This is a genomic window from Lachnoclostridium sp. (assembly GCF_031997925.1).
Lineage (GTDB): Bacteria > Bacillota > Clostridia > Lachnospirales > Lachnospiraceae > Lachnoclostridium.
In genome coordinates this window covers 71,218-91,806 of the sequence record NZ_DAMADT010000008.1, presented here as the reverse complement: position 1 = coordinate 91,806, position 20,589 = coordinate 71,218, and the positions used below count along the sequence as shown (strand labels likewise).

Sequence of the window (20,589 nt, the reverse complement as noted above, 5' to 3'; positions counted from 1 at the left end):
AAAATTACACCAAAGTTTTATCAGATCCGAATTTTTATAAAGTAATGGGCAGAACATTTTTATATACCTTATTCAGCCTTCCTTTTAAAGTTATTATTCCGTTATTAATTGCAGTTTTAGTTACTTCTAAATGGTTAAAAGGTAAAACTGCTGTTCGTACTCTTATTTACATTCCGGTGTTATTATCATCATTAGTTGTTGGTATTACAATTAACTGGATGTTTGGCCAAGAATATGGTCTCATAAATTACATTCTTCAGTCAATTGGCATTGATCCATTACAATGGTCATTAAATCCGAAACTAGCAACCTTCGTAGTTAGCTTTGCCTCAAATTGGGCTTCTACAGGTTTTTATATGGTTATATTTATTGGAGGTATTAATAATATTTCAAAAGAATTGTATGAAGCGGCTGGCGTAGATGGTGCGAAAGGTTTCCAGGTATTCCGAAAAGTTACTCTTCCTATGCTTTCTCCTACAATCTTTATTGTATTATTATTATCAACAATTAACTTATTAAAAGAGTATGCATTGGTTCAGGGAATTACTTCCGGTGGTCCTGGTACATCTACGACCTATATTGTACAGTATATTTTCGATCAAGGATTTACACAGTACCGTTACGGATATGCATCTGCAATTGGTATTATTGTAAGTTTAGTATTTATCGGCATTACTGCAATCCAATTTAAAGTGACAAAAGGAGGGGAAGTTTAATGAAAACGAAAAGCAAACAGACCCTAAAAAGCGTGATTGTTACAATAATTGGATTTACAACTGCAATATTTATGCTGTTTCCAATCATCTGGCTTTTAATGAGTTCATTTAAAAGTTCGTCAGAGTTATTTGCATATCCATTGCATCTTTTTCCTAAGAAATTTTCCCTTGATTCCTACCGTGATGTGCTCAATAGTGGATTCTTAGTATATATAAAAAACAGTTTATTTTTAGCTGTGGTAGGAACGATTATTACACTTATCATTAGCTCTATGTGTGGCTATGGTCTGGCAATTTATCGTCATGAAATTAAATATTCCAATAAAGTTTTTAGTATCTTTTTATTAGGAACGTTAATTCCAGGTGAAATCCTAACAATCTCACAGTTTACTGTAATATCTGAAATAGGTTTATACAATAACATCTGGGGTGTTATTCTTCCAGTGGTAACAACAACGACAGGTATCTTTATGTACCGCCAGCACTATATGTCAATTCCACTATCCTTAGCAGAGTCAGCAAGACTTGATGGAGCTACAGAATTTAGAATTTTTAGATCCATTATGTTACCGCTTGGTTCTTCTGTTACAGTAACATTAACAATCTTCTCTTTTATGTGGAGATGGAATGATTATATATTACCACTGATGGTATTATCCGATCAGAAGAAGTTCACAATTCAGATTGCAATTAAGAGTTATATTGGTATGATGGGTGTCAATTGGAATGCAATTTTAGCTTCCTCTATTATATCTATTTTACCATTAATCATTCTCTTTATGTTCTTACAAAAATACATTACTGGCGGAATTGCAAGCACCGGTGTGAAAGGTTAAGGTATTAGAATGAATCGTTATCTCAATCATCTAATTCGTTCTACAGAACGAAGCGTAGAAGATTTTCTAAGATTACAGATTCAGCTTCCGGGTTCTTTTGAATCCGGAAGAATCCAAAGTGAAATCTTAGAAGGTAAACCGACTATTTATGCATTAGCACAGGCTGTAGCAGTTTATGAACAGCAAAATAGTAAATTTTATCGTAGTAAAAAGTTATATGAAGCAATCAACAATGCATTAGACTTTATAAAAAGGTATCAGCGTGAAGATGGAAGTTTTGATTATCCTTCCTGTAACTTTCAGTCAGCAGCAGATACCTCTTTTTGTTTTAAAAGACTTATGTATGGCTATCGTTTAATAGAAAAGTATGATGATACCGAAGAAGGCGAAGTTTTAAAGAATAAGTACCTATTTATAATGAAAAAAGCACTTGATGCTATTGTAATAGGCGGATTTCATACACCAAATCATCGCTGGGGAATATGTGCAGCCTTACTACAGGGAGCAAATTTATTTCGTTTTGATGTAGAGTTTTCAGAGAAATTGAAAAACAGAGCGAGTGAATATCTAAGAGAAGGCATTGATGGTAATGAAGATGGCGAATATGCAGAGCGTTCCACAGGGAATTATAATGCAGTAGTAAATAATTCAATGATTACAATGTTTGAAGAAACGAAGGATATCACTTTTTTAGGGTATGTAAAGCGTAATCTTCATATGATGCTAACCTATATTGATTCGGATGATTCAATATTTACACAGAACTCAACAAGACAAGATCAAGGGAAAAAAGAGTATGCGGATAAGTACTTTTATCAATTCCTTTACATGGCTAGTCAAAAGGTTGAGTTAGAGGAATCGCTTCGAAAAGAATTTGATGCAGCCGCCCATAAGATAATAAAAGATAATGTAGAGCGAGGAGATATCGCACCAGATTGTCTATTTTATCTTATGCTACATGATTTCATGTTGCAACATGAGTTTAAACAGTATGGATTTTTAGAGACATATCGAGTACATTATAAAGATTCAGGCGTAGTTCGTGTTAAGAATCATAATTTCTGCTATAGTATTTTACATGGAAAACATAACTTTTTATTTATTAAATTTAAAGATACTCCAATCTATGTTAGAATAGGTGAAAGTATAGGGCCAATACGTGCGTTTGCATCCGATACTATAGAAGTTTTACAAGATGACAAAGAGTGTGTATTAACCTCTGAGGTAGAAAGTCAGTATTATTTGCCTTTCAAAGAAGCTCCAGAGTCGAATGACTGGTGGAAGATGGATCATACCAAACGTGAAATTCTAGTTACTTCGATATTAAAGATTCAAGTAAGAATCAAAGAATTAGAAGATGGGATAAGGCTTCATGTAAGTGGGGCAGGGTTAGACCGAGTACCTTTAAGGATTCAAGTGTGCATTCCAGACGGTAGCATAATAGAAAATGAAATGCTTTATATGAAAACTGTCAAAGGGGAAGGCATGGTATTACGAAACGGCCTGATTCATGTGCATCATGATGTGAACAATTTAACCATTGGTCCAGGTTTTGGTACGCATGAATTTTGTGGTCACTACAATGGTGAAGAGCGTAATACGGATGGTTATACTCTATTTTTTAATGAGTATACACCATTTAAAAAACAATTGGAGATTAGGTTAAACGAAGAATAAGAGAAGGCTAAGAGAAGAAGATAACTCATTTTTGAGGGAGGTGAGATCATGGACTACTATATCGGGGTTGATTTAGGAGGTACCAACATTGTAGTTGGGTTGGTAAGCAAAGAGTACAAAATAGTGGACCGTTGTTCGTGTTCCACAAATCTTCCACGTTCTGCGAAAGAAATTGTGGATGATATTGCTCGTTTGATACAACAATTGTTAATAAAACAAAAGATTTCAATAGACCAGATAAAGTCCATTGGCGTCGGTGTTCCAGGAACAGCCAATAAAGAAACAGGAATAGTGGAATATGCAAATAATCTTGGGTTTTATGATGTTGATTTTATATCCTTATTAAAAGAGCATTTCGATACAAAGATTTGTTTTGATAATGATGGAAATGCAGCAGCTTGGGGAGAATATTTAGCAGGCTGCGCGAGAGGATATCATTCCTTAGTTGCAGTCACCATAGGAACTGGTGTTGGTGGTGGAATTATAATCAATGATGAAATTTATACAGGAAGTAATTATGCTGCTGCTGAAATCGGGCATCATGTTATTTGTATGGATGGAATCCCATGTAATTGTGGTAGAAAAGGATGTTTTGAAGCCTACGCCTCAGCAACTGCTTTAACCACACAAATGAAAGCAGCGATGGAATTAGACAAAAAATCCTATCTTTGGGATCTTTGTGACGGTAATCTGGAAAAAGTAGAAGGAAAGATTTTATTTGAGGCTGTTTTAAAAGAAGACAAGACTGCAACGCTGGTTCTAGATAAATTCATTCAATATTTAAGTGTTGGGATTGCTAATATGATTAATATATTTCAACCAGATATTTTATGCATTGGTGGGGGGATTAGTAAATCAGGTCATCTTTTTATAGAACCACTGATCGAATGTGTAAATCAACAAGTTTATACAAGAAATAGTTCAAAACAGACCAAGATAGTAATTGCAACGCTAGATAATGATGCAGGAATTATTGGAGCAGCTCATTTAAAATAGATTGTGCTTTTAAGGTATGGATAAAGCAGGCAATGTATAAAGCAGGCGATGTATAAAGCAGGCGATGAATAAAGCAGGCGATGTATAAAGCAGGCAATGTATAATCTGAGTGTTCTGTATGAAACTATATAATAACCAATTTGACAAAATAATATGGAATAGGCCTTTTACAATAAGGGACAAAAGAAAAGGAGCTGTGCACTAAAAAATATTAGTGCACAGCTCCTTTTATGGCATTTGAATTTAGTCTTGCAAAGTAAAATGCTCGAGTTATACCGAAATTTAGTTTTGCGAAGTTACATTGCTCAAGTCATACCGAAATTTAGTTTTGTAAAGTTACAATGCTCGAGTCATACCGAAATTTAGTTCTGCATTCAACTTAACTCAACTTTTCCTAAATAAAAAGAGGAATTCGAATTATTTTGTAGAATAGTATAGTTAGAAGGTATTATTTAGTATAAGACAATAATCGGATTTGCGGCATGAAGAGCACGCCTTTTATCAGAAGTTTGGAAGGCAACTTCTGATAAGTTGTATTACCATAATACTGTATCGTGATAGTTTGGGACAAGGTTCGAATTCTTTAAAAACGGAATAGGATGTTAATAAGACCCGGATGGCTACGTTTATTTAGGAATGGAGGTTAGGATGGAGCAGTTGAAACTGAACATAAGAAAACTTCAGGAGCAAAGAGAGCATGAATATTTGAGTCCCTATGCAGCATTCAGTGATTGTTCCCTTGGTAGAGATATCGAAGAGGTTGCTTGCGACATTCGCCCAGTGTTTCAAAGAGACCGAGATAGAATTTTACATTCTAAAGCATTTCGTCGACTCAATGGAAAAACACAGGTGTTTTTAGCACCAGAAGGAGACCATTATCGAACCAGAATGACCCATACTCTCGAAGTTTCGCAAAATGCGAGAACAATTGCTAAGGCACTTCAACTAAATGAAGATTTAACTGAGGCAATTGCATTAGGACATGATTTAGGCCATACCCCATTTGGCCATGCAGGAGAGAGAGCACTAAACCGTGTATACGAAGGTGGTTTTGAACATCATTTGCAAAGCATACGAGTAGTGGAGTTATTAGAAAAGCATGGGAAGGGGCTAAACCTTACGAAAGAAGTAAGGGATGGAATAAAAAATCATCAAACAGCCGGAAGCCCATCGACCTTAGAGGGTAAGGTAGTAAGGCTATCGGATAAAATTGCATATATAAATCACGACATAGATGATGCCATTCGTGGGCAAATTATAAAGGAGGATGAGATTCCGAGAGAATTCACAGAGGTCCTTGGGTATAGCTCGGTAGAGAGGCTAAATACCTTAATTCATGATATTGTTATTCATAGCTTCGGAAAAGCCGATATTATTATGTCAGAGCGAGTAAAAGAGGCTATGTTAGAGCTTAGAAAATATATGTTTCGCAGTGTATATACGAATCCTGTCGCCAAAGGGCAGGAGGCAAAAGCAGAGAAGATGATAGAACAGCTTTATCGTTATTATAATTCGCATCTTGACTCCTTGCCAGAAGAGTACTTGTTTATGATAGAAGAGGAAAAGGAACCAGCTGGAAGAGTTGTGTGTGACTATATCGCTGGTATGACGGACCGATATGCGGTTGCGAAATATAAAGAAATCATGATTCCTACATCGTGGGATGTGTATTAGGAAATGATGATTCCTAGGGTATAGGGTAATAAGAAAATAATGATTCCTAGAGTATAGGGTATTAAGAAAATAATGATTCTGACATCATAATATTAAATTATAGATACAATAAATGTTAGTAAATATATGGTAGTATATATTTTTGAAAAATATGAGGTACATTCTGAAAAAGGAAATTTAATATACAAATCCTTGTAGTTGTTAGGATGAGAATGAATAAGTGAATGAATCTAAGAAATGGAGCTAACTATGTATTATCCAGAGGAACTTGTGGAAGAAGTTAGAGAACGCAATGATATCGTTGATGTGATTGGTTCTTATGTAAAATTGCAAAAACGTGGCGCCAACCACATGGGACTATGTCCATTTCATAATGAGAAATCCCCGTCATTTTCCGTAAGTGGTTCGAAACAGATGTATCACTGTTTTGGATGTGGTGTTGGGGGAAATGTGTTTACCTTCCTGATGGAATATGAGAATTATACCTTCGTGGAAGCGTTACGAGTATTAGGTGAACGAGCTGGAGTGAAACTACCAGAATTAGAATATTCGGAAGAAGCAAAAAAGGCAGCAGATTTAAAAACAAGAGTCTTAGAGCTTTATAAAGAGGCTGGTAAGTACTATTTTTACCAACTAAGAAGTAAGCAAGGAGAAGAAGCACTAGCTTATTTAAGAAATCGAGGACTTAGCGAGGAAATAATAACAAAGTTTGGACTTGGGTATTCTACCAAATACTCCGATGATTTATATCAATATATGAAAAAAGCTGGGCATGAAGATACGTTATTAAAACAATCTGGCTTATTTACAATGGAAGAAAGTAAAGGAGCTTATGATAAGTTTTGGAACCGAGTCATGTTTCCTATTATGGATGGGAACAATAAAGTGATAGCATTTGGTGGCCGAGTGATGGGCGATGGAGTACCAAAGTATTTAAACTCTCCGGAAACAATAATATTTGATAAAAGCCGGAATTTGTTTGGCTTAAACTTTGCAAGAACATCAAGAAAGGATTATTTTCTTATCTGCGAAGGTTACATGGATGTAATAGCACTTCATCAGGCAGGATTTCAGAATGCAGTAGCCTCTTTAGGAACTGCATTTACATCACAACAGGCAAGATTATTATCTCGTTATACGAAAGAAGTGTATCTTACCTATGATAGTGATGGTGCCGGAGTTGCAGCAGCGATTCGAGCGATACCGATACTGAAAGAAGCAGGGCTTTCTGCGAAAGTAATCGATATGAAGCCATATAAGGATCCGGACGAATTTATCAAGGCACTTGGAGCAGAGGAGTATCAAAATCGTATTGATCAAGCAATGAACAGTTTCTTCTTTGAAATTTCTGTATTAGAAAGGGATTATGAGTTACAAGATCCGGAGCAAAAGACCAAGTTCTTTAATGAGATGGCGAAGAAACTGTTAGTATTTACAGAGGAAATTGAGAGAAACAACTACATTGAGGCGTTGTCAAGAAAATATAATGTTTCCTATGACAATTTAAGAAAACTGGTAAACCGTTACGGTGCCCAAATGACAGTAGTGAACGTAGCGAAGGAAACAAGAGAACGAGAAAAAGAACAAAATGCGAAAAAAAGCAAACCAGAAGAAGGGATGCTTCAGTCGCAAAAGATATTGCTAACCTGGTTGATAGATGATTCTAAGGCGTTTGATAAGATTCGAGGTATTATAACAGCGGATGATTTTACAGAGGAATTATATCGCGAGGTTGCTAACATGGTCTTTGAGCAATACGAAAGCGAACAAAAAGTTACTCCTGCTAAGATTATTAATCGTTTTGAAAGCAAGGAGTTGCAAAATGAAGTAGCCAGTCTATTCTCGACTTCCATTCAGCTTGAGATGACAGAGGCAGAGAGAAGAAAGCTTTTTGCAGATACGGTAGTACGTGTGAAAAGAGCGAGTCTTGACATTGCTTATAAGAAAGCAATTGAAGACAATGACATTATGGCACTTCAGAATGTCATGAAAGAACAGCATGGCTTAGAGAAATTGCATAGTTCTTTAAATCATGGTTAAACTGTGAAAATATAGGGTATCGAATTATACAACATTCAGACGAAGAAAGAAGGAAGTATTTATGGATGAAACCATGGCAAAATTTCACGACAAGCTGAAAGAATTGTTGGAGTATGCAAAAAAGAAAAAGAATGTACTAGAATACGAAGAGATTAATGACTTCTTTTCTGATATGGAGATTGATGCGGACCGTATTGAGAAAATCTATGAGTATTTAGAGGCACATAATATTGATGTTTTGCGTGCACCAGAATTAGAGGAAGCTGATGAGGTTGATGAAAGCGATTTAGCTTTGATCGAGGCAGAAGAAGAGGAAATATCTAACATTGATCTAACTGTACCAGAGGGAATTAGTACGGAAGATCCGGTGCGGATGTATCTAAAGGAAATTGGTAAAGTACCGCTTTTAAGTGCAGATGAAGAAATAGGTCTTGCACAACGTATGGAGCAAGGTGATAAAAATGCAAGGAAAAGACTTGCAGAAGCGAATTTAAGACTGGTAGTTAGCATAGCAAAACGCTATGTTGGCCGTGGCATGCAGTTTTTAGATTTGATACAGGAAGGAAATCTTGGATTAATTAAAGCCGTAGAAAAATTCGATTATCGAAAAGGATATAAATTTAGTACGTATGCAACCTGGTGGATCCGTCAGGCGATTACAAGAGCGATTGCAGATCAAGCAAGAACGATCCGTATTCCGGTTCATATGGTAGAGACCATAAATAAATTAATCCGTGTGCAACGCCAGCTATTACAAGAGCTTGGTAGAGAACCATTACCAGAGGAAGTTGCGAAGGAAATGAATATTCCAGTAGAACGTGTGCGTGAAATTCAGAAAATATCGCAAGAACCAGTTTCTCTTGAGACTCCAATTGGTGAGGAAGAAGACAGTCACTTGGGTGATTTTATTCAAGATGATAATGTACCGGTTCCTGCAGAAGCAGCAGCATTCACATTATTAAAAGAACAATTAATGGAGGTACTTGGCACATTAACAGATCGTGAGCAAAAAGTATTACGATTACGTTTTGGGTTAGATGATGGTCGTGCCAGAACACTGGAAGAAGTAGGAAAAGAGTTTAATGTAACGAGAGAGCGAATCCGTCAAATTGAAGCAAAGGCACTTCGCAAATTAAGACATCCAAGTCGTTCTCGCAAGTTAAAGGATTATTTAGAGTAATTAATCCATTTAGATTAATTAATATCGTACCAGAGGAAGGAAACTAGTTTTACATGAACTTATCAAAACGATTACGAATGGTGGCTGATTGTGTCACAAAAGGAAATGTGGTTGCAGATGTAGGCTGTGATCACGCCTACATTTCCATATATCTTGTAGAAGGAAAGATTGCACCTAAAACGATAGCTCTTGATGTAAATGAGGGTCCGCTGTTGCGGGCGCAGGAAAACATCATAAGCTACGGGATGGGGAATCTGATAACGACAAGGTTATCCGATGGACTTCATATGTTAGAACCAAATGAGGTGGATTCGATTGTCATCGCTGGCATGGGGGGACCCCTAATGATTAAAATATTAGAAGAAGGCAGCGAGTGCGTCAAGGCGGCAAAAGAGTTAATCTTACAGCCACAATCTGAAATCTGGCGGGTACGAGAGTATCTACATAATCTGAACTTCGAAATTACTAAAGAGGATATGTGTATTGACGAAGGTAAGTATTATACGGTACTTTACGCGCAGCCCCAATTTTTACGGGGCTGTGTTGCATTGCCTCAATCTTTAGGTGGCGGTGCTGCAATGTCTCAATCTTTAGGGGGCTGTTCTGCATTGTCTCAATCTATAGGTGGCGGTGCTGTATTGTCTCATGAAAAAAGGGATAGTGCTACATTACCCCGAGAAGAGGGTAGTTTTCGTGAAGAGAGGGAAGTCACGAAGGAAACCAAAGAGTTATATAATAGGTATGGGAGATATCTCTTAGAAAATAAACATCCGATATTGAAGCAATTTCTTGAGAAAGAGAGGACAAAAGCATATCAAATAAAAGAGAATTTAGAAAGCAATAGTACTCCTAAAAATCGAGAGAGATATGCAGAGCTTTTAAAGGAAATTGAAATGTTAGAGGATGCATTGCAATACTATAGATCTTAGAGGGGACTAGAAGTGATTTGTCTTGCGAGCAAGACAAAACAGAAAAGAGGTAATAAGTATATGGGAATGTTTAAAGTAACGATTGATGGCGTAACAAAGGAATATAAACAGGGTACGACTTATCTGGAAATCAGTAAGGAATATCAGTCTCAGTTTAAGCATGAGATAATACTTGTTTTAATGAACGGAAGATTACGTGAGCTTTTTAAAACATTAAAGCAGGACTGTACGATTGAGTTTGTTACAATCTCTGATGATGCTGGTCGTAAAACTTATGCCAGAGGGCTTATTTTTGTAATGATACGAGCTATTTATCGTGTATTAGGTCATGAAAATATTGATAAGGTAAGGGTGGAACACTCGATTGGTTCAGGCTTGTATTGCGAATTAGACGGAAAAGTTAAAGTAGATGCTACATTAATGGATAAGGTTAAGAAAGAGATGCAATCCATTATTCAGCGAGACATACCATTTATGAAACGTTCCATAGCTACTGCGGAGGCAGCAGAATTATTCCATAAGTATCAGATGTATGATAAGGAAAAACTATTTCGCTACCGCCGTGTATCCAGTGCAAATCTCTATAATTTAGATGGATTTGAGGATTATTATTATGGTTATATGCCTGCAAGCACAGGAATCTTAAAGTATTTTGATATATTTCCATACGAAGATGGATTTATCTTGATGCTACCAACGAAGGAAGAACCAGAAACAGTTCCAGAGTTTAAACCAAGAAAGAATCTATTTGAAACACTTCAGCAGGCCAATCAATGGGGAAGAACCATGGAGATTTCTACGGTTGGCTCCTTGAATGATGAGATAACGAAAGGGAATATGAATGACATCATTCTGATTCAGGAAGCATTACAGGAGAAGAGAATAGCAGAGATAGCAGAAAAGATTAAGAGTGCAGGGAATAAGAAGTTTATCATGATTGCTGGACCGTCCTCTTCTGGCAAGACCACATTTTCTCATCGTTTGTCAATTCAGTTACGTACCCTTGGATATAAGCCACACCCGATTGCCATCGATGATTACTTTGTGAATCGAGAAGATACTCCAAAAGATGAATTTGGAAACTTCAATTTTGAATCGATTTATGCAATCGATATTGAACAATTTAATAAGGATATGACTGCATTATTAAATGGTGAAACGGTAGAACTTCCAAACTTTAATTTTAAATCTGGATTACGTGAATATAAAGGAAACTACAAGAAACTAGGACCAGAAGATATTCTTGTTATTGAAGGAATCCATGGATTAAATGATGAGCTATCTTATTCTCTTCCAAAAGAGAGTAGATTTAAAATCTATATTAGTGCCTTAACTCAGCTAAATATTGATGAACATAACCGTATTCCGACAACCGATGGAAGATTAATTCGCCGTATGGTAAGGGATGCAAGAACGAGGGGAACCTCCGCCCGTGAGACGATTGCGATGTGGCCATCGGTGCGCCGAGGAGAAGAGGAAAATATCTTCCCGTTTCAAGAAGAAGCGGATTGTATGTTTAATTCCGCTCTTATATATGAATTGTCTGTTCTAAAGCAATATGCAGAGCCAGCTTTGTTTGGAATTGATAAAGATTGTAAAGAATATATAGAAGCAAAACGATTATTAAAATTTTTAGACTATTTTCTTGGAGTTAGCTCAGAAGATATTCCTAAGAATTCGATTATTCGTGAGTTTATTGGTGGAAGCTGCTTTAAAGTTTGATATCTTCTTTAGTACTGGAAAGATAAACTTCTTTACAAATGAAATGATTCATGTTAGCATACTAAGGTTGAGTAGTACAGATGATCGCGCCGATTTTAATCGGTGAGGAAAGTCCGGGCTTCATAGGGCAGGGTGCCGGATAACGTCCGGTGGAGGCGACTCTAAGGCCAGTGCAACAGAAAATAAACCGCCTAACCGAAGGTTAGATAATAACACGAAGGTTAGGTAAGGGTGGAATGGCGGTGTAAGAGACCACCGCTTCTCTGGTAACAGAGAAGGCTGTGTAAACCCCACTTGAAGCAAGACCAAACAAGTACCTTATGGTATGAGAGCGATACGGCTGCCCGTCGTGCTCTTAGGTAGGTCGCGTTTTGTTCGGTAACGGGCAAATGAGCTGTATGGTAACATACAGTCAAGATAGATGATCATCAAATACAGAACCCGGCTTATAGTACTACTCAATTTCAATAAAAACTTAAGATGAGCCAGTAAAATTCTGACTTGTCATTTATGAGACTGGTTCCGGTCCGGCATTATGCAGAACATGGAGACAGTCTTATTTTTATTTATAGAAACAGCATTAGGAAATACAGGAATAAGCTGGATTCCCTTAGAAATAAGTATAAGAAATACTAGGGTTTTGTAAGAAAAAAGTAAAGATTTTGGGACTATGGTATGATAAGATAAATCTAGTGAGAAGTTAGTTTGAAAAGACAAGATTTTTCAAACAAAAATTTGTGCTGTCGCCCAACATTTGCAGAATTGCGACAGAATGGAGGTCGGTAAGAATGGCAGAGGAGATAAATATATTAGTTGTTGATGATGATAAAGAGATAGCAGAATTAGTTGAAATCCATATGGTTAGTGATGGATATCAGGTTTTTAAAGCATACAATGCCATGGAAGGACTCGACATCCTCCAGAAAGAGAATATTAAGCTTGTTATACTGGATATTATGATGCCAGGTATTGATGGACTGAGTATGTGCAAAAAGATCAGAGAAACCAGTACTGTGCCAATCATTATGTTAAGTGCAAAGTCAGCAGACATTGATAAAATTATAGGTCTTAGCACAGGTGCCGATGATTATGTGATTAAACCATTTAATCCACTAGAATTAATGGCACGAGTTAAGTCACAGCTAAGACGTTTTACAAAGTTTAATCCTAGTACCTATGAGGACAAAAATGAGAAAGAAATTAGTGTGACTCATTTGGTAATTAATAAAGAAACCCATGTTGTTATGGCATATGGAAAAGATGTGAGGTTGACGCCAATAGAGTTTGATATTTTATATTTATTGGCCTCTAATGCAGGAAGAGTATTCAGTACGGATGAAATATTTGAGCGCGTATGGAACGAAAAGATGTACGAAGCAAATAATACGGTTATGGTACATATCCGAAGACTTAGAGAGAAAATCGAAATGGACTCAAGGAACGCAGAAATCATTAAGACCGTATGGGGTGTTGGATACAAGATTGAGAAGTGAGGATAACGATGGAAGAAAAATTTATTCATAGTTTTCGGTACCGAAACTTATGGTACAGTATCCTAAGTGCTATCTTAGCCTTACTTACCGTACTGTTTTTTCTCGGAGTAGTTAACTTTATCTCTTACACTTTGCTATCCAATCAGGAAGTAAAACAAACGCTTGAAACGTCGGCATCGGATTATATAACTCAAAACTCAAATAGTATCAATAATTCGGTAAAAGAAGACATTTACCGAGAATCCATGAATTCGAAAAACGTACAATCAGACGCAAAACCATTAAAAAGCAGTCAAAGCAATGACAAGTATGATCCAGTCATCATTTTTATCGCTTTATTCATTGGTTTTGCATCTTTTATTACTTATTTCTTGATTTTTACTAAGAGGATGAGTAGTTATCTAAAAGAAATATCAAAAGGTATTGATGAATTATCGATTGGTAATTTTGATGTGAGAATACCACTTCGCAATGACGACGAGTTTACAAGAATAGCTCAGAATCTTAATCGTATGGCAGTGGAAATAAAAGCGATTATGGAAGAAGAGCGTAGCACGGAAAATAAGAAAAATGAGTTAATTACAAATGTTGCTCATGATTTACGAACACCGTTAACTTCAATTATTGGTTATTTAGATTTGGTATCAAAAAAAGACCTTCCTGCGGAAATAAAGGATAAGTATATCGGTATTGCCTTCAATAAATCAATTCGATTGGAAAAGTTGATTGAGGATCTATTTTCCTATACCAAGTTTGAATTTGGAGAAGTTAAATTTAACAAAGTAGAAGTTGATATCGTTAAGATGCTCTATCAATTATTGGATGAGTTTTATCCAAGTTTTAAGGAAAATGGCTTAGAATACAGCTTTGATGTGACAGTGCCTTCTGCGATTGTAGGTGCTGACGGAGATTATTTGGCTAGAGCATTTGCTAATTTAATAGGAAATGCAATAAAATACGGCGCAGATGGTAAGAATGTAAATCTGCGGTTAGACGTAAAAGATAAGGAAGTAATTGTAACAATCACAAATTATGGCGAGGTTATACCAAAGAAAGATATTGCGCATATTTTTGAGAAATTCTATCGCGTTGAATATTCTAGAAATGAAGAGCACGGCGGGACAGGTCTTGGTCTTGCTATTGCAAGAAATATTTTTGAGTTGCACGGTGGTCAAGTGACGGCTCGAAGTGGTCTTAATGGAACGGTTTTTGAGGTGGTATTACCAATCGGTATATAAGGAAAGGAGGAGCTCCATGAAGCATAAACGTGTACTTTGTTTACTGCAAGAAAAATCATCTCTGGCAATGATATTTCTTATAATGATATCATTGACTGCTATCATGTTATTACCATGTAAAGTGGTTGATGCATCTGTAGCAAGGGCTCCGCAAGTGAATGTAGGAAATACCGATCAAAGTGAGAAACCGATCATTTTAACGAATGACCGTGTTGTAGTGACGTTACAATATGGGTTTGAACAACAAGCCAGATATGGTCGAACCATGCAGTTAACTGCAAAAATCTATAATAAAGGCGAAAGTTTTACTGGTGAAATAGCTACTACTTTAATGAATGAAGAACAAGATAACATTCGTTATGCAACAACAGCTTCGATTGTAGGATTAGAAAAAAATGTCGTAACATTAAATATTCCTATGAACAGAGCTAGTAAAGGCATCAAATTTGAGATTCTATCTTCTAGTAATGATACAATTGTAGAAGAGGTCATTCCTCTTAATGTCGTTAACTTGGGAACCTATTATTACGTGGGTATTTTAAGTGATATGTCGACTCCGCTGTCATATTTTGAGTATTTTGGAAATAAGTGCGTTAGCTTGGATAAAAGTAATTTCCCAAGTGACTATCTTGGGCTTGATATTCTTGATGTATTGGTGATTGAAAATTTTAAGATATCTAGTCTAACCTTGGAGCAGCAACAAGCAATCCTAGGATTTGTGAAACGTGGCGGTACGCTGGTTCTTGGAAGTGAGGCTTACTACGAGGATGGAATATCTGCAATTCATTGGCTTAGTAATCAAAATATAATAAGTCTTGATAAAACTTCCGACGGCTCAGTTCAGAATGCAAAGATATCTATGAAAGAACCATCTGAATTTTCAGATCTTTTATTAAAGGTGAAGGGATATGAAACATTACGAGCTTCCAACCTAAAATATAAAGAGGATTTGAAAAAGGAAGATCCACAGAAAGATTGCAACTCATATATTGGGAAATCGATTCTGGGTACAAAGATCATTAGTGACTTAAAGTTCACTACGGTAGAAAAAACTGTTTCTGTATTTTCTATCGCGAATGCTACAAAAAAGAAGGAATCCAATCATCTAACTATTTATGAGAAGGTACCATATGGAGAAGGCAATGTTTTGGTATTTCATTTTCCACTTGGTATGGAGGGATTAACGGAAGAAGAGATCTTAGTGAATGAAGGGGTAAGTGGAGAACTACTAAATACCTTTTATCTTTCTGTGGTTTCGCAGGTACTAGAGGACATTCCGATTGTTGTAAAGAATAAGGTTGAGGTTGAGCAGTATGCAAACACTGATAATTACAGAGTCCAGGGAATTATAAATAACTCTGATTCTATCGAAGTCCCGAAAGTGTTTCCTTATACGATTCTATTGGTGGTATATATTATTATCATTGGACCTCTCCTGTACTTTATACTTCATAAAAAGAAGAAAAATATCCTAGTCTGGGTGTTAGTTCCTAGTTTCTCTATTGTCTTTTCCTGTATTGTCTATGTGATGGGAACGAATACAAGAATTACAGAGCCGTATATTTCTTATTTTAGTGTAGAAACTTATGATCCTAATACAAAAACACTTGAGGGAAAATCTAATGTAAATGTTTATTTGTCCTCAAACCAAAAGACGGAGCTTAGTCTTTTTAATGCGAATGAGGTCATTGCAGGTAAGTATCAATATCCAACCTTTTATGAGGTGATTGATAAAGAGAAACCATATGATACTCTAGCTGATAGTGATGCTGTTACTACCTCAGTATTAAAGTTGAAAGATAGTTACTCCTTGATGTTTGACCATATACCAGCCTTTACACCACAGTATTTTTCGCTCGATTACTCCAGAGGATTTGAGGGTGCAGTAACAGGTCAGGTTTCGGTTACAGAAAGCTCCATGAGTGGTAGTGTATCAAATGAAACTTCGGAAAATTTTGAAGAAGCATATGTTTACTGTAACGGTAGAGTCGCTTTGCTTGGAAATTTAGAAAGCGGTGAGAGTGTTTCAATTGATGAGTGTAGCCAAGAGTTTAGTAGTAGTATATATAGTATGTTATATAATTCAAATTCGATTAGCTTAGAGCTTGGAAACCCAGAAACGAAGTTATCTCCAGATCGTATAAGGAAAAATGATGCACTTAGTATGGTGATTGAAGATGGACTTTATGCGAAAGAAGGAGCATTCCTTATTGGCTTTATAGATAGTTTACCTAAGGAGCATCCATTTTCGGCTTTATCTAGCAATCGTGCTAGCTATGGGGTTTCTATGATGGTAGTTCCTTTGAAACTTAATACAACAACCGGTAATGAAACTCTGGTGCCAAACCTTGATCGATATCTAAAGACAGGTGGAAGCAACTATTATGATAGTGCGCTTCGCTATGTTTACACAAATAGTATTGAATTAGAGTATCAACTACCAAAAGAAGATGAGATTTCAAAGCTAGTACTAGCAGATGTTTTTCAACTCAGCCAAGATCAAAATGCAAATTATACTTTAATGGCAAAGAAGATATATTTCTACAACAGAACAACCAGCCAGTATGATTTGGTATTCCAATCTGATTTATTACAAGATGGTAGATATCAGAAGGTGAACGCTGATAACGGTGAGGGAGATGTTTCCTTAAACGCATCAGAACTTAAGGATTATCTGAGTGAGAATCATGAATTAACGATTAAGTATGAAGGAGAAGAGGTTGAGATGAGTGGTGTACTCACTATTCCGGTTATCTCCTATATAAAAAAGGCGAATTAATGATTTTAAATGTTTCTAGTAGAAATGTTTCATTTAAGTGATGTGTGCTCAGCCTGTGGGTTTGGCATATTAAGAACAAAGAAAGGAGGAGCTATGCTAGTAGTTAAGGATTTAGTAAAGAAATTTGGTAAGTCATATGCACTTGATGGGCTGAATATTGAGCTTCATAAGGGTGAACTATATGGCTTTGTGGGTCCCAATGGTGCAGGTAAAACAACCACAATGAAAATTATAGCTTCTCTTTTATCAGCGGATTCTGGTGAAGTTTGGGTTGATGGAATTGATGCTCTTCGCTATCCAAGACATGCAAAAGAACGAATTGGATATATGCCTGATTTCTTCGGTGTTTATGATAACTTGGATACCCAGGAGTATCTATCCTTTTATGCTACGATCTATGGAGTTGTTGGTAATGAAGCAGAAAGAAGAATTGATGAACTTCTTGAGCTTGTGGATCTTAGAGATAAAAAGCATGACTATGTGGATGAACTCTCTAGGGGTATGAAGCAGAGACTATGTCTTGCTAGGACATTGATACATCAACCCAAATTGCTGTTATTAGATGAACCAGCTTCTGGTCTCGAACCAAGAGCGAGGTTAGAACTTCAGGGAATTTTAAAGAATCTTTGTGCACAGAAAGTAACAATTTTATTAAGCTCTCATGTCCTAAAGGATCTTTCGGAAATGTGTACAAATCTTGGAATTATTGAGAGTGGTAAACTTGTCATACAGGGGCCTATGAAAGAAATCATGGCAAAACAAAAGGCAGAAAACCCTCTTACGATGAAAATTATAGAAGGTCATGACACTGCAATTAAGTTACTAAAAAGAATACCGGAGGTAACGAATATTGCAAGTAAGGAAGGGAGCATTTCTTTCCACTTTTATGGAGAAGAGAGTAAAGAAGCGGAATTATTATCAGGGCTGATCGCTTCTGGTGTATCCATAGCCTCTTATAAGAGAGAGGAAGGAACTTTAGAGGAGATTTTTCTTAGGCTGACCAAATAGAAAGGAGAATTTAGTATGTGGCATATGAACTCTGTCTATCTTAGAGAACTTTATCAAAATGCAAGAATGAAAAAGACTGCGGTTTTATTGTCAGTATTTAATGGAATCCTATCTTTATTTGGGCTTTTGGCTTTCTATCTCACTTTTGAGGGGGCACAAAAGCTTGGTAACTCAGTTAATTACTCTGATATCCTTACCATTTACGGAATTATCATTGGCGCTCAGTTTTTACTTGTGCTATTTTTGATACCAGGGATTTCGTCTGGTGCAATATCTGGTGAGAGGGAAAAGCAAACACTAGACATTTTACTTTCGACTCGAATGACACCATTACAAATTATAAAAGGAAAATTACTCGCGTCCTTAAGTTTAATGCTTTTACTAGGAATTTCTTCATTACCAATTACTGCACTGGTCTTTGCAGTAGGAGGAATTAACTTTCTTCAGCTCCTTCAATTTCAGTTATTCTTGTTTGTAACTTCTATTTATCTTGGAAGCATAGGTATTTTCTTTTCAAGCTTATGTAAACGAACAACACTCTCAACAGTTTGTACTTATACAACCGGATTGATTATAACAATAGGACTTGCGATGTTACTGCTTGGTGGCCACTTGCTTGAATCAATAGGAAGTATGAGACATGAGGTGGTTTATGGAGCTAGCAAAATGAGTGGTACGGCTGAAGTAAAGATTACAATTACTGCCCTTTTATTCGATCCTATGTTTACTTTTTTCGCTATGTTAAAAAAACAGATTGGAATTGAAGCAGGTGCATTTACGGATTGGAGAACTTATAGTAGAGCGACCAAGTATCTGATTAATCATTGGTTTACAATAAGCCTTCTAGTACAAAGTGCGGTGTCTATACTACTTATTGTTGCTTCCTCATGGCTTATTACTCCGGTGAAAAAAAGAAAACGCACGCGGTAGCGTGCGGTTCTTAATGCGCCATATGGCGCTAAATATGAAAATGGAAGAAGAAAAATATAGTTGTATTATATCATAAATTATCGAAAAAAGGTACCTTTTTTTAAAAAAAGTTTTCAGACAATTTATTACTGGAGGAAAAAAACATAATATGTTAATTAAAGTCTCCTAAATCACGAAGCTTTTTGCTGATTCTAAGGTTATTATATAGTTTGGCATAGGTGATATCGTTAACCCCTTCGATATAGTTTTCGGGGAAGTCTTTTTTTAAACCTTTACTCTTTAATAAAGACGCAGCTTTGTTATAAGCGATTGCAGCTTCCACTTCACTTCCGTATTTTCCAACAATATAATCACCGTTGATATGGATTCTTGTTGTATAAAGTTCTTGACCTTTTACAACTGTTTTTCGAACTCCATGATACCGGTTTATAATTTTTATATTGCCATAACGAAAATCCGTTGAATCACCATTTACAAAACGATAGTCCCGCCCAGCAACCGCAAAATTTTTAATTCCATATCGGGATAGGATATTTACCTGCATCCCAAAATCCGATACAAATAAATGACCGCCCCTTTTCATAATACGATGATCCATATAATAAAACAAATCATCTGCGTCAAATTTAAGAGGAGTGTGTTCATCCAGATAATATAAGAAGTATTTGTTTTGCAAATAGATCGGATTGCGACAGTAAATTCCGTTATCCCTAAAATTTAATAACATAATCCACTTATCGAAAGTGATTGGAGAACGTAAGGCATAAAAGGCATCCGCAGTCGGAATGCTTTTTTTTATGCCTTTTTTCTTATTCAATATTTTCAATGCAGATTGGTATGCCACGTGAGCAGCTTTTTCTGTATCGAAACTTCCGAGACTGATATGTTTGTTTTTAAAGGTAATGGAAGAACGATAGTAGGTTTCTCCATTTTTTTTGTTTGCCACATAGACCCCCGGTAATGGCATGCTACCACCTCTTTCTGGTATGAGTTTCTTCTATATATAATATGTATTTTGAAAGTGCTTCCACTTTTGGTATTGAATAGAGATTTTCTGATTTAACTATACATGGCAATCAGACGGAATGCAAGATTAAGAAGTATGTCGAAGAGTACGACAGTAATACCTAAATGCGACTAATTGTTACATAATTATTACACTGATTTGGATAAAAATTGACACCCAAATTATCATAAATATAGCAAATATAGGTGTTCTACAGCTATAGAACTGAATGATATTAGACCTGAATGTATAATAATTAATTTCTATGTATATAATTCTTAACAAAAGCGTAACAATTTGTTTTCTTGAGTGTAGTAAAAATATATAATTTCATGGACATTTTATCTCCGAAAACTTGTGCACTT

15 protein-coding genes and 1 other RNA gene are annotated in these 20,589 nt (G+C 36.2%); 15 read left to right on the top strand and 1 reads right to left on the bottom strand.

Features of this window, described 5'->3' with window-relative positions:
- The 15 genes from RTP52_RS07720 to RTP52_RS07650 form a co-directional block, all read left to right on the top strand.
- A partial coding sequence (locus RTP52_RS07720) for a carbohydrate ABC transporter permease (protein WP_312370302.1) occupies positions 1–716 on the top strand: 716 nt, incomplete at its 5' end.
- Positions 716–1,552, top strand: coding sequence for a carbohydrate ABC transporter permease (locus RTP52_RS07715; RefSeq protein WP_312103182.1), 837 nt, complete (start codon positions 716–718; stop codon positions 1,550–1,552). The genes RTP52_RS07720 and RTP52_RS07715, both read left to right, overlap by 1 nt.
- Before the next feature lie 9 nt (positions 1,553–1,561).
- Entirely contained in the window at positions 1,562–3,229 is a 1,668-nt protein-coding gene (locus RTP52_RS07710; protein WP_312103180.1) for a hypothetical protein, read from the top strand.
- A 48-nt stretch (positions 3,230–3,277) separates the two neighbouring features.
- On the top strand, positions 3,278–4,225 hold the full coding sequence (locus RTP52_RS07705) for an ROK family protein (protein WP_312103178.1): 948 nt from the start codon (positions 3,278–3,280) through the stop codon (positions 4,223–4,225).
- Positions 4,226–4,888: 663 nt separating this feature from the next.
- Positions 4,889–5,899 carry a deoxyguanosinetriphosphate triphosphohydrolase gene (locus tag RTP52_RS07700; RefSeq protein WP_312103202.1) on the top strand — a complete coding sequence of 337 codons (1,011 nt, stop codon included), beginning with the start codon at positions 4,889–4,891 and terminating at the stop codon, positions 5,897–5,899.
- A 249-nt stretch (positions 5,900–6,148) separates the two neighbouring features.
- On the top strand, positions 6,149–7,939 hold the full coding sequence (gene dnaG / locus RTP52_RS07695) for a DNA primase (RefSeq protein ID WP_312103176.1): 1,791 nt from the start codon (positions 6,149–6,151) through the stop codon (positions 7,937–7,939).
- 61 nt (positions 7,940–8,000) lie between these two features.
- On the top strand, positions 8,001–9,119 hold the full coding sequence (rpoD, locus tag RTP52_RS07690; RefSeq protein WP_312103174.1) for an RNA polymerase sigma factor RpoD: 1,119 nt from the start codon (positions 8,001–8,003) through the stop codon (positions 9,117–9,119).
- Positions 9,120–9,172: 53 nt separating this feature from the next.
- On the top strand, positions 9,173–10,048 hold the full coding sequence (locus tag RTP52_RS07685) for a tRNA (adenine(22)-N(1))-methyltransferase (RefSeq protein WP_312103171.1): 876 nt from the start codon (positions 9,173–9,175) through the stop codon (positions 10,046–10,048).
- A 66-nt stretch (positions 10,049–10,114) separates the two neighbouring features.
- Complete coding sequence (locus RTP52_RS07680) at positions 10,115–11,770, top strand: nucleoside kinase (RefSeq protein WP_312103200.1); 1,656 nt, start codon at positions 10,115–10,117, stop codon at positions 11,768–11,770.
- A 68-nt stretch (positions 11,771–11,838) separates the two neighbouring features.
- An RNA gene (rnpB, locus tag RTP52_RS07675) (RNase P RNA component class A) lies at positions 11,839–12,235 on the top strand.
- Between the two features lie 323 nt (positions 12,236–12,558).
- The gene (locus RTP52_RS07670) at positions 12,559–13,263 is read left to right on the top strand and encodes a response regulator transcription factor (protein ID WP_312103169.1); all 705 of its coding nucleotides are present in this window, start codon (positions 12,559–12,561) and stop codon (positions 13,261–13,263) included.
- 8 nt (positions 13,264–13,271) lie between these two features.
- Positions 13,272–14,501: a sensor histidine kinase gene (locus RTP52_RS07665; RefSeq protein ID WP_312103167.1), complete on the top strand. Its 1,230-nt coding sequence runs from the start codon at positions 13,272–13,274 to the stop codon at positions 14,499–14,501.
- Between the two features lie 16 nt (positions 14,502–14,517).
- Positions 14,518–17,280 carry a hypothetical protein gene (locus RTP52_RS07660; protein WP_312370299.1) on the top strand — a complete coding sequence of 921 codons (2,763 nt, stop codon included), beginning with the start codon at positions 14,518–14,520 and terminating at the stop codon, positions 17,278–17,280.
- Positions 17,281–17,373: 93 nt separating this feature from the next.
- A complete protein-coding gene (locus tag RTP52_RS07655; RefSeq protein ID WP_312104790.1) occupies positions 17,374–18,288 on the top strand; it encodes an ABC transporter ATP-binding protein in 915 nt (304 codons plus the stop codon).
- Positions 18,289–18,303: 15 nt separating this feature from the next.
- Positions 18,304–19,218, top strand: coding sequence for an ABC transporter permease (locus RTP52_RS07650; RefSeq protein ID WP_312104788.1), 915 nt, complete (start codon positions 18,304–18,306; stop codon positions 19,216–19,218).
- A gap of 151 nt (positions 19,219–19,369) precedes the next feature.
- Here the strand turns inward: RTP52_RS07650 and RTP52_RS07645 are convergent, their stop codons facing one another.
- Entirely contained in the window at positions 19,370–20,185 is an 816-nt protein-coding gene (locus RTP52_RS07645) for a hypothetical protein (protein ID WP_312104786.1), read from the bottom strand.
- Positions 20,186–20,589 lie beyond the last annotated feature (404 nt).

Bases quoted from the DNA above. Each gene is read 5' to 3' on its own strand.
- RTP52_RS07650 (WP_312104788.1), top strand. From the start codon at position 18,304: ATGTGGCATATGAACTCTGTCTATCTTAGAGAACTTTATCAAAATGCA.
- RTP52_RS07705 (WP_312103178.1), top strand. From the start codon at position 3,278: ATGGACTACTATATCGGGGTTGATTTAGGAGGTACCAACATTGTAGTT.
- RTP52_RS07710 (WP_312103180.1), top strand. From the start codon at position 1,562: ATGAATCGTTATCTCAATCATCTAATTCGTTCTACAGAACGAAGCGTA.
- RTP52_RS07715 (WP_312103182.1), top strand. From the start codon at position 716: ATGAAAACGAAAAGCAAACAGACCCTAAAAAGCGTGATTGTTACAATA.
- RTP52_RS07655 (WP_312104790.1), top strand. From the start codon at position 17,374: ATGCTAGTAGTTAAGGATTTAGTAAAGAAATTTGGTAAGTCATATGCA.
- RTP52_RS07670 (WP_312103169.1), top strand. From the start codon at position 12,559: ATGGCAGAGGAGATAAATATATTAGTTGTTGATGATGATAAAGAGATA.
- RTP52_RS07685 (WP_312103171.1), top strand. From the start codon at position 9,173: ATGAACTTATCAAAACGATTACGAATGGTGGCTGATTGTGTCACAAAA.
- RTP52_RS07645 (WP_312104786.1), bottom strand. From the start codon at position 20,185: ATGCCATTACCGGGGGTCTATGTGGCAAACAAAAAAAATGGAGAAACC.
- RTP52_RS07665 (WP_312103167.1), top strand. From the start codon at position 13,272: ATGGAAGAAAAATTTATTCATAGTTTTCGGTACCGAAACTTATGGTAC.
- dnaG (WP_312103176.1), top strand. From the start codon at position 6,149: ATGTATTATCCAGAGGAACTTGTGGAAGAAGTTAGAGAACGCAATGAT.
- rpoD (WP_312103174.1), top strand. From the start codon at position 8,001: ATGGATGAAACCATGGCAAAATTTCACGACAAGCTGAAAGAATTGTTG.
- RTP52_RS07660 (WP_312370299.1), top strand. From the start codon at position 14,518: ATGAAGCATAAACGTGTACTTTGTTTACTGCAAGAAAAATCATCTCTG.
- RTP52_RS07680 (WP_312103200.1), top strand. From the start codon at position 10,115: ATGTTTAAAGTAACGATTGATGGCGTAACAAAGGAATATAAACAGGGT.